This is a genomic window from Vogesella perlucida, from assembly GCF_979366545.1.
On sequence record NZ_CEETRO010000014.1, the window covers coordinates 55,572 to 66,992 of the forward strand.

The following is an 11,421-nucleotide window of genomic DNA, read 5'->3' on the forward strand; positions in this document are numbered from 1 at the left end:
GCCATGGGTGGTTTGTTCGGCGGTAGCCCGCAAAAAGTCTCCAGCACGGCGCCCGAGGTATCCGGCCTGCGCATGCAAACCTCCGCGCGCGGGCGCGCCATTCCGCTGGTTTACGGCAAGACCCGCGTGGCCGCCAATGTGATCTGGTACGGCGACTTCCGGGCCGTAGAACACCGCAGCCGGCAATCCGCCGGTGGCAAGGGCGGCGGTGGCGGCAGCCCGATCGAAACGGTGAGCTATAGCTACGAGGTGGCCGTACAGCTAGCCTTGTGCGAAGGCCCGGTGCGCGGCATTGGTACCGTCTGGGTCGGCAAAAACGTGGGCACCCTGGGTACCTGGAACCTGTCGCAGTTTACCGGCGACCCGGGCCAGCAGCCCATGCCCTACCTGCTGTCGCGCCCCGCGCTGGCCGATGCGGCGCTGTCTTACCGTGGTACGGCCTACGTTGGTACCGGCTTGCTGGCGCTGGGTGATGATCCCTCGCTGCCCAATATGAGCTTCGAGGTGGATAGCACCTTCGGGCTCAGCGACAGCATCCGCGATGCCAACCCTGCCGATGTGCTGGCCGACCTGCTGGGCAACACGCGCTATGGTCTGGGGGCACGCGCCGATGCCCTGGGCGACCTGACGGCACTGCGGCAATGGTGCCTGGCCGCTGGCTTGCTGGTCTCCCCGGCCTATACCGAGCAGCAGCCGGCACGCGAGCTGCTGAGCCGCCTGCTGCAGATCGCTGCTGCCGGCGTGTACTACTCGGAAGGAAGGATCAAGGCCGTACCGCTGGCCAACAGCCCGGCAAGCGGCAACGGTGTGCAGTACAGCCCGGACCTCACCCCCGCCTACGACCTGGGGGATGACGACTTCCTGCAAGACGGTGACAGCGACCCGGTACAGTGCCGGCGCACCGCCACAGCCGACGTGTACAACTGTGTACGGGTGAAGTTCGTTAACCGCGCCAGCGGGTATAACGACGAAACGGTCGAGGCCAAAGACCCCGGTGCCATCGCACGCGACGGCCTGCGGCTGCAAGAGCTGGATCTGCACGAGCTGGCCGATGCCAATGTAGCGCGTCTGGTGGCGCAGCTGGCGCTACAGCGCGGCTACGTACGCAACCGTTACCAGTTCCGCCTCGGCTGGCGCTTTGCCCTGCTGGAACCCACCGACCTGGTGACCCTCAGCGATGCCGGTCTGGGCCTGACAAGGGCACTGGTCCGCATTACCGAGATCGAGGAAGACGAAGACGGCACCCTGAGCGTACAGGCCGAAGAGGTCCCCATCGGCACCGTCAACGCCACCCGCTACCCTACCCAGGCCAGCAACGGCTACGCCGTCAACCACAACACCCCGCCCGGTGCGGCCAACCGCCCGGTCATTTTCGAGCCACCGCTGGCCCTGGCCGGGGCCCCGGAAATCTGGCTGGCCGCCAGCGGCAGCAGCGACACCTGGGGCGGCTGCGACGTGTGGGTCAGCGACGACAACGCCACCTACCAGCGCCTGGGCCGCCTGAACGGCAAATGCCGGCACGGCGTGCTGGCCGCGCCGCTGCCTGCCAGTGTGGGCATCGATACGGCCAACCTGCTGCGCGTAGACGTGGCCGCCGCCGGCGGTGTCCTGCTGGCGGCCACCCAGCAAAACGCCGACCAGCTGGTTAGCCTGTGCTACGTGGATGGCGAGCTGCTGGCCTACCGCGACGCCACCCTCACCGCACCGGGGCGCTACGACCTGGGCTATCTGGTACGCGGTGCCTGGGGCACCCCCATCAGCAGCCACGGCACCGGCAGCGCCTTTGCCCGCCTGGACCAGAGCATCGCCAGATTCGGCTACGACAAAGCCCGGGTAGGCCAGACGCTGTACATCAAGCTGCAATCGTTCAATATCTATGGCAACCACACGGAAAGCCTGGCCGAGCTCACCGCCTACCCCTACCAGATCAAGGGCGCGGCGCTGGCCGACGTTACCGGCCTGGCGCTGGAGCAGCCATTTAGTGGCCGCAGCTGCAAAATCCGCTGGAATGCGGTAGACGGCGCCATCGCCTATAGCGTGGAAGTCTGGGGCGGCAGCCCACAAGCCCTGCGCCGCAGCGTCGCCGTAGGTGACACACGCCGCTACGAATACAGCTGGGAAGACGCCACCGCCGACGGCGGACCATGGCGACAGATCAGCCTGCGCGTGCGCGCCATCAGCGCCACCGGTGCCTCGGGCAACTGGGCGACCGTGGTGGCCAATAACCCGGTACCGCCCGCGCTTACCGGCATCAGCGTCAGCCCCGGCTACAACGCCATCTTCTTTGCGTGCAGCCAGCCGGCCGACCTGGACGCCGCCGGCCTGCGGGTATGGCTTTCCACCGTTGCCGGTTTTACCCCTGGCGATGGCAGCCTGGTATACGACGGGCCGGACTACAGCACCACCCTGTACCAGCTGCGCGACGGCACCCCGCTGCAAGCCGGCACCGCGTACTACCTGCGCGCCGCCGCCTTCGATGCGTTCGGCAAAGACGGCCTGCAAATCAGTAGCGAGTACACCATCACCCCTGTTTCGGTCGCGGGCGGCCTCAAACCGGGCGATATCGATGCAGCCATGGTGCGCGCGCTGGACACCGCCAAACTGACCGGCACACTGAAAGACTGGCAGCTGGAGAGCATCAACGCCGCCAAGATCGCCGGCCAGCTGGTAGACGGCCAACTGGCGGCACTGCATGCAGCCAAGCTGGTGGGCCAGCTGCAAGACCCGCAAATCGCCCAGCTGTCGGCGGACAAGCTGCTGGGTAAAGTACAGCTCAACCAGCTGGCTGCCGATGTGCAAGGCCCGCTGGCAAGCGCCGTCAGTACCGCCAATCAGGCACTGATAACGGCCAACAATGCCGCATCAGCTACCAGTGTCAGCCAGCTGTCTGCACAAGTGGATGCCCTGTCCACCAACCTGCTGCCGGTCGCACTATGGAAACCCGGCATGCAGGCCTTGCCGGCGCCGTGGGGCAACAACTGGAACGATACCAGCGAGCAGGTCATCATCACGGCAGCAGGGCCGTACGGCGATGCCGCAACCGTGCTCAAGGCGGTGGCCATCAGCGGGCAGGCCGATGGCGGCTGGAATATATCCACCGCGGTAGACCGCACCAGGGCATACCGTTTTTGCGTGTGGATCAAGGATGTGTCGGGCAGTGCCGGCAGCTTGTATCTGGGTATCGATACGGTTTGCAACCCTGCCGGCGTGCCGGTGTGGAATCCGTACTTCCATGTTCATGCCAAATCTGGCCTGGCAAACGGCCGCTGGTACCTGTTTACCGGCTACATCTACCCCGAAGGCGCCACCTTCCCCGCCCAGGCACAAAGTGCCATTTATGACGGAGAAACCGGCATGGTGGTGGCAACCGGTTCGGACTATGCGTGGCGGCCGGGGGCCGAATTGACCAACCCGCGCTGCTACCAGTACTACGCCGACGCCGGTGCAGAACAGTGGTTTGCCTACCCGCGTTTTGAAGCGCTCGATGGGCGGGAACCCGCCATTGCCGACTTGCTGGCGGGCACCGCCCTGCTCAACGCCAAGGCGGCCATCACACGCGTGGCCAACGTAGAGGTAGCAGTAGCCGGCAAAGCCGCCGCCAGCGATGTCACTACGCTACAGGCCCGCGTGGCCGCAGCAGAAGCCGGCATCAGTGCGGCCAACCAGGCAAGGGCGGACGGCGACGCCGCCAGTGCCAGCAGCATCAATCAGGTCAATGCCCGCATGGCACCGGGCGGTGACATTTACGGGGCCTTGGCCGGCAAAGCAGCGCAGGCCGCGCTGGAGGCCACCAATACACGGGTCAGCACCGTTGAAACCCTCGCCAACAGCAAAGCCTCTGCCGGTACTGTAGATGCCCTGCAAGCACAAGTTAGTCGCCGTAAAAACTACCGGCTAACAAGCTGGGGCCATTCCTACGACTACCGCTTCGGGGCGGAAACCCCGGGGCTGTATAACGGTGACGGCATTCGGCTCACCGGGTACCACCGTTCCTATGTCGTGGTGCGCTTCGCCGCTGACGGCACCGTTGTCACCAGCGTCGCGTTTGATGTGTACGGTGTCGGTCAGGCTCACGGCAACGGCGGAGCAGCCGAGATGGCGGCTCACCTTAACGCCATGCCTCTGGGCACACTGGTGCTGATCTACACCTGCGACGAACCGTTCAACCACCGGCTGGACAGCGGGCTGCCTGACGCCATCTACCGCTGTGGCGGCACCGCGGCGATGTTCCTGTCCGCAGGGGGCGCGACGTTCCATGGCAGGTCTGTTTACGTCTTGCTGGGCAAAATCAGCGGCAAGCAGGGTACGGCTTTCGAGGCGTATCGCGGGGATGGTGTCAACGACCCCGCCGCCTACCTGTCCATAGGCTTCGATATTGTCAGCGGCGAGTTTGTCGGCATCAGCCCCGCTGCCACGGCATCGGCAGGTGCCGTGCTGAACCGCATCCAGCAGGTAGAAGCCACGGTAGCCGGCAAGGCATCCGCTACCGACATCAGCACCTTGCAAGCACGCGTGGGCAGTACCGAAGCGAGCGTCACCACGCTGACATCCGCCCAGGCCAGCCTGGACGGCAGGGTCAGTGGCAAATGGGGGGTGGCCATCGAGGCCACCCTGCCCGACGGCCGCAAAAAGCTCTCCGGCCTGCAGGCATTCAACGATGGCAGTACCGCGTCGTTTGTCATCAGCGCCGACCAGCTGCTGATTCAGGGGGCAGGCTCAGCCATTAATCCAGACCCCTACTTTCAGGACGCGTCGTGCTGGCATACCTACACCGGCAGCTGGGGGATAGCAAAAATCCCTGACGGGCGCGCAGGCGACTATACCCTGCGCAGCCTTAGCCGCCCCGCCGAGATCACCGGTGCAAGGCCGTTACCGTTCGACCCCGGCAAAAACTACCGCGTTAAAGCCTGGGCACGCGGCCTGGAAGGCGCAAACGGCCAGCTATACCTGGGGGTGCAACTGCTCGACAGCAACGGCAACAACCTGTCTGGCAACGGCACCTTCTGGTACACGACCATTACGTCGCTGACATCGGACTGGACCGAGTGCGTGGGTTTCATTGGCCCGGGCCATGCACTGGTACCCCCGTCAGGTGCCAAATCCTTCCGCCCCATTGCCCTGCTGAACTACACAGGCACGGCAGGCTACATGGAGCTGCAGGCATACGAAATAGAAGAAGTACTACCCAGCACCCTTATCCAGAACGGCGCCATTACCACCGACAAGATTGCCGCCAACGCCATACTGGCCGACAAGATTGCAGCGAACAGCATCAGTAGTACCCACATCGTGGTGGGCAGCCTCACTGGCGACCGCCTGGCCGTCAACAGCATCAGCGGTGACAAAATCCAGGCCGGCACACTCACGGCGAACCATATCGACTCCCGCAACCTGACGATCAAGGACGCTGCCGGCAATGTGATTTTCGGTGCAGGGCAAAGCCTGGACGTTGGCCGCATCACCGGCCTGGGTTCACTGGCCACGGCCAACAACGTCGGTGTCAGCCAGGTCAGTGGCCTGGGCCCGTTGGCCACCAAGGCACAGGTCGCCGCCAGCGACATGGCCGTGGGCAGCCTGTCTGCCATCAGCGCCAATCTCGGCACCGTCACCGCCGGCAACCTCAGCATCCAGTCCGATGGCGCTGGTGGCTGGGGCAAGCTGCAATCCGGCAGCAAATGGTGGTACGACGGCCAGAACGGCTGGGTACTGGCGCGCGAACCCGGCGGGGGCTCGCTGCTGGAATTCCAGGGGGGCAGCACGCTGCTACGCATGAGCAGCTGGGGTGATTGCCTGCTGCGTTTCGGTGACAAGATTGAAATGCGCGGTGACGGCTTCGTCAGGGTACGCCGCATTGCGGTTGCCGAGCCGGACATTGTGGCCAGCGGCACACAAGCAGTCAGTAACAGCTGGTGGTTGGGCGAAGACTACTACTGGAGCACCGGCTCAGGTGATAACAGGGAATCCGGCTATGGCGAACGCTCCCGGACACAGGTCATCCTGATCGATACCGGCATCAGCGTTTCCGCCAGCTGGTATACCGCCGCTTCCGATATCTATGCCGCTACCGCGACCATTTCATCCGGTCAATCCAGAAACGGCGGCGGCACCGGCTATGGCGAAACATCCATTGTGATCGGGGATGGCCTGTCCTCGGGCGGTGGGGGCTACATCGATAACCGTGTCTACATCAAATACGTTTATCAGCATGTTGGGCAGCCGATTTTCATTTCTGCCGTGGACTGGAAACTGGTGCGGATATAAACCCTGAAGGAGATGACCATGATTTCCCTGTCCCTGCCCACCCGCTGGCTATGCCTGCTGGCGCTGGCTGCTGCGCTATACGGTACCGGCTGGCTGAAAGGCGCCAGCCATGTCGAGGCGCGGCAACAAGCCGAGCTTGGCGCCCGGCACATTCAACTGGCCCAGACCCGGCAGCGCCAGGCCGAGGCCACCGTGCAGGTCGTCACCCGATACGTCGATCGCGTGCATACCGTGCGCACCGCCGGCCAAACCATCATCAAAGAGGTACCCGTCTATGTTCCGGCTGATTCCCCTGCTCTGCCTGGCGGTTTCCGCCTGCTCCACGACGCCGCCTCCCGTGGTGAGCTACCCGACCCCGCCAACACTGCTGATGCGCCCGCCGTCCCCGCTCCAGACCTTGCCACCACCCTTGCGGCCAACTACCTCAGCTGCCGGGAAAACGCCGAGCAGCTGACGGCGCTGCAGACGTGGATTGAGCTGCAAAGCAGGCAGTAAATTGATAGAATCGCACTTCTGTCGCACTTAAAAAAGATGCGGCATGATAAAGGGTGATATATCAACTGCTTGCGGGCGGTCGGTTTCGGGTTCGATTCCCGCCGCCTCCACCAGAACACCCAAAAGCCCTGCACTCGCGGGGCTTTTTTTTAGGCTTTTTGAGGCCAATTGGCATAATGTTGCGCGGTTTTGGCACAGTTTTGCATCGCTTTAGCCACTCGCAGCCATTAGCGCTTTGCGCGACTATCGGCAAAAGCCACTAAAGCATCAGACCCACCTGCAAAACAGCCCAGCGCCGCGTTAACCCAAGTTGGCCGCAAGTCAAACCGACCACACCGACGAGACCCGCCATGCTGGACGACATCAAAAAAACCCTGTGGGCCGCCGCCGACAAGCTGCGCGCCAATGTGGACGCCGCCGAATACAAGCACATCGTGCTGGGGATGATTTTCCTCAAATTCGTGTCCGACACCTTTCAGGCGCGGCGCGACGAGCTTACCCGCCGCTTTGCCGACGAAGCCGACGACTACTTTCTGCACGACTGCGACGCCGAGCTATTGGCCGAAGAGCTGGAAGAGCGCGACTACTACCGCGAAGTGAACGTGTTCTGGGTGCCCGAAGCCGCCCGCTGGGAAGGCCTGCGCGCCGCCGCCAAGCAAGCCGACATCGGCAAACGCATCGACGACGCGCTGGCCATCATCGAGCAGGAAAACCCGCGCCTAAAAGGCATACTCGACAAACGCTACGCCCGCGCCCCGCTGCCGGACGGCAAGCTGGGCGAGCTGGTGGACCTGGTCTCCACCATCGGCTTTGGCGAAGACCAATCCATCGCCCGCGACATCCTGGGCCAGGTGTACGAATACTTCCTAGGCCAGTTCGCCAGCGCTGAAGGCAAAAAAGGCGGCCAGTTCTACACCCCGCAATCCATCGTCAACACCCTGGTCGCCGTGCTGGACCCGCACCAGGGCAAGGTGTACGACCCGTGCTGCGGTTCTGGCGGCATGTTTGTGCAGTCGGAAAAATTCATCGAAGCCCACGGCGGCAAGCTAGGGGACGTGTCCATCTACGGCCAGGAATCCAACCCCACCACCTAGCGCCTGGCCGCGATGAACCTGGCCATTCGCGGCATCGACTTCAACCTGGGCCGCGAACCGGGCGACACCTTCACCCGCAACCAGCACCCCGACCTGCGCGCCGACTTCATCCTGGCCAACCCGCCATTCAATATCAGCGACTGGTGGCACGGCAGCCTGGAAGGCGACCCGCGCTGGGTGTACGGCACCCCGCCGCAAGGCAACGCCAACTACGCCTGGCTGCAACACATGCTGTACCACCTCAAACCCGGCGGCCGCGCCGGCATCGTGCTGGCCAACGGCAGCATGTCGTCCAGCCAGAACAGCGAAGGCGACATCCGCCGCGCCATGGTAGAGGCCGACGTGGTGGAAGTGATGATCGCCCTGCCCGGCCAGCTGTTCTTCAACACCCAGATTCCCGCCTGCCTGTGGTTCCTGGCCAAGGGCAAGACCACGCGCCAGGGCGAAGTGCTATTTATCGATGCGCGAAAGCTGGGCAGCATGATCAGCCGCGTGCAAGCCGAGCTAGCCGACGACGCCATCGCCCGCATCGCCGCCACCGTGCAAGCCTGGCGCGGCGCGGGTGATGCCAGCTATGAAGACATCCCCGGCTACTGCCGCAGCGTCAAGCTTGCAGAGATTGCCGAGCACGGCTTTGTACTGCCCCCCGGCCGCTACGTGGGCGCGGAAGCAGTTGAAGACGACGACGAGGCGTTCGAGGAAAAGATGCAGGCGCTAACGCAAAGGTTGGCCGCACAGATGGCCAAAGGTGCAGAACTGGACGCGCTGATCCGCCAGAAACTGGGGGGGATTGGGTATGAGTTCTGAAAAGCCAACATGCCTAGTCCTCAAAGATAAGGTACCGGCTGGATGGGACGTTTGTCTGTTGCAGGAGGTTACTGATTTTCAGGAGGGGCCAGGAATTCTTGCCAAGGACTTTCACGAAAGTGGAGTCCCGTTACTGCGTCTGAAAAATATAGAAACACCAACGGTACGGCTCGAAGGGTGCAACTTTCTCGATCCTGAAAAAGTTGCAAAAAAGTGGGCCCACTTCGCTCTTCGCGAGAACGATTTGCTCATCAGTACCAGTGCGTCGCTTGGCCGGGTAAGTGTGGTAGATCCGGCTTCGGCAGGATCGATTGCTTATACAGGGATTATCCGGTTCCGCAGTTCTGATCCTGCGCGATTAGATCGTGGGTACCTGCGAGCATTCTTGTCATCGGCGGCATTTGTCGAGCAGGCAGAGCAGATGGCTACGGGTAGTGTCATTCGCCACTTTGGCCCTAGTCATTTGAAACAAATGGCCATCTCCTTGCCGAGCTTGCCGGAGCAGCACCAGATTGCGGACATATCCGATGCCCTCGACGACCGCATCGCCCTGCTACGCGAGACCAACGCCACGCTGGAGGCGATGGCGCAGGCGCTGTTCAAGTCGTGGTTTGTCGATTTCGACCCTGTGCACGCCAACGCCGGCACCCGCGCCGCCACGCTCCCCGCCGAGCTGCAAGCCCTGTTCCCGCCAACCTTCACCGATACTCCCCAAGGGCTGGTACCGGAGGGGTGGGAGCTTGGCCAACTTGAAGATTTTTTGGTTTTACAGCGTGGATTTGATTTGCCTTCCGCTGAACGTATAGACGGCAATTTTCCTATCATCGCGGCTAGTGGCCCTAGCGGTATGCACCACGTTGCTATGGTTAAAGGACCTGGCGTTGTAACTGGCCGCTCAGGCGTGCTAGGAAAAGTATTTATCACCCTTGAAGACTATTGGCCATTGAACACCACCTTATGGGTTAAACAGTTTCGTCGGGCGACACCTTGTTTCGCATTTGAGCTATTGCGGCGATTGGATTTCTCCAGTTTCAATGCTGGTTCCGCAGTTCCGACCTTGAATCGTAATCATATTCATGGCTTGCCCTATGTATTGCCGCCAGAAAATATTGTTCAGAGATTTGAAGAAGTCGGTATGGATTTGCAGAAACGCCAAGCAGCTAATAACCGGCAAGCCCAAACCCTCGCCAACCTGCGCGACACTCTGCTGCCACGCCTGATCTCCGGCCAGCTACGCCTGCCGGACGCAGCAGCGACCTTGGCGGAGGTGGGAGTATGAGCATGAACAGAACACCCGAGCAGGTCTGGGATGAGTTCTTGCAACGTTGGCCGCAGCAGGCTTTGAACAAAATGACGTTGGCCCAGTACGCGCAAGGGGCCGATGAAGACTGTTTTAGCGGCTGTCTGCGCTACCTGAGTGATGAGCTGGGGTGGCGGCCTGGCGGTGGCACGCATTATCCGCAAATTGGTGTTTCGGCTTTACCCGCAACATCGCTGGACACCTACCGTGGCAACCCTAAATACGGCGTGGACGAACCAAGCCTGCTTGGCTGGCTGCGTGAGCTGGGCAGCAGCGCCGAGGAGGCATTTGCCAACACCCGCGCCAGGCTGTGCCAGATTGCCGAGGCGGCGGCTCGCGGCGATGTGTCGGTATTGGCCCAGCCTGTGCTCTACGACATTTACGAGTGGAAGCTGTTTTTTATCTACCAGAACCGGCAACAGCCGGTGTTGCTGCCGCTGCAGCGTCTGGACGACATACCGCAGTGGTATCACGGCAAATTCGGCACATGGCTGCAGCAGGGCAAGCGTCCCAAGGAAAGCGATCTGGCCTTCGCCTTGCGCTGCAACCAGCAACTGATGGCTGCCCGTGACGGGCTGCCGGTATTTGACTATGAGGCACAGCTCAAACAACTGGTCGAAGCGCGCTATCAGGCGCAGGAAAGCCCGCAAACCGGTGGGGGCTGGACCATGCCATCTTTCATCCCGGAACGAGAGTACAACATGCCTGCGCTGAACCAGATCCTTTACGGCCCGCCGGGCACCGGCAAAACCTACGAAACGGTACAGGCTGCCTTGGCGATTCTCAAGCCTGAGCTGTTGAACACCGCAATCGGCCGCGAGCCTTTGAAATCGGCATTCGATGGTTTTGTGGCCTCGGGGCAGATTGTCTTCACGACCTTTCACCAAAGCTTCAGCTACGAGGATTTTGTCGAGGGGCTGCGGGCTGTAAGCGATGAGACAACGGGTCAGCTACGCTACGAAGTAGCAGATGGCGTGTTCAAAATACTGTGCCGCCGTGCACTGCAAGATGACCCGTTCGAAAAATCCTTGCAGGTGCTGCTTGATAAAGTAGAGCAAGGCAATGGCCGAGTCGTCATGAAAACAGTACGTGGCAATGAGTTTTTTGTGCGCTACGCAGGTGGACCTACTTTCCAGTTTTATACGGCTGCCAACCCGGACCAACGCCCAGAAGCATCCGGCAACTTGAATCAGGTACGTACCCTATACGAAACAGGTAGCACTAAAGGTGTCAACAGGGATTCGTATGTACGTGGAATGTTGAATTTTTTGCGAGAGCATTGTGGCTTGCCCGAATATCCGGCCACGGTCGCTTCAGAGAGAAAGCCCTACGTCCTTATCATCGACGAAATCAACCGTGGCAATATCTCGCGCATTTTCGGCGAGCTGATCACGCTGATCGAGCCGTCCAAGCGCGCCGGCGCCGACGAGGCACTGTCGGTGACGCTGCCGTATTCCAAGGACA

3 protein-coding genes and 2 pseudogenes are annotated in these 11,421 nt (G+C 61.8%); all 5 read left to right on the plus strand.

What is annotated here, in order from left to right:
- Window positions 1-3 precede the first annotated feature (3 nt).
- Window positions 4-6,261: a phage tail protein gene (locus ACZ9XP_RS16830; protein WP_465188845.1), complete on the plus strand. Its 6,258-nt coding sequence runs from the start codon at window positions 4-6 to the stop codon at window positions 6,259-6,261.
- A gap of 18 nt (window positions 6,262-6,279) precedes the next feature.
- Window positions 6,280-6,756 (plus strand): hypothetical protein, encoded by a 477-nt coding sequence (locus ACZ9XP_RS16835; protein ID WP_465188846.1) that lies wholly within the window; start codon window positions 6,280-6,282, stop codon window positions 6,754-6,756.
- Between the two features lie 350 nt (window positions 6,757-7,106).
- Window positions 7,107-8,657 (plus strand): annotated as a pseudogene (locus ACZ9XP_RS16840) (class I SAM-dependent DNA methyltransferase).
- Complete coding sequence (locus ACZ9XP_RS16845; RefSeq protein WP_465188848.1) at window positions 8,647-9,936, plus strand: restriction endonuclease subunit S; 1,290 nt, start codon at window positions 8,647-8,649, stop codon at window positions 9,934-9,936. Before ACZ9XP_RS16840 ends, ACZ9XP_RS16845 begins: the two are co-directional and overlap by 11 nt.
- 2 nt (window positions 9,937-9,938) lie before the next feature.
- Window positions 9,939-11,421 (plus strand): annotated as a pseudogene (locus tag ACZ9XP_RS16850) (hypothetical protein); the annotation flags it as partial.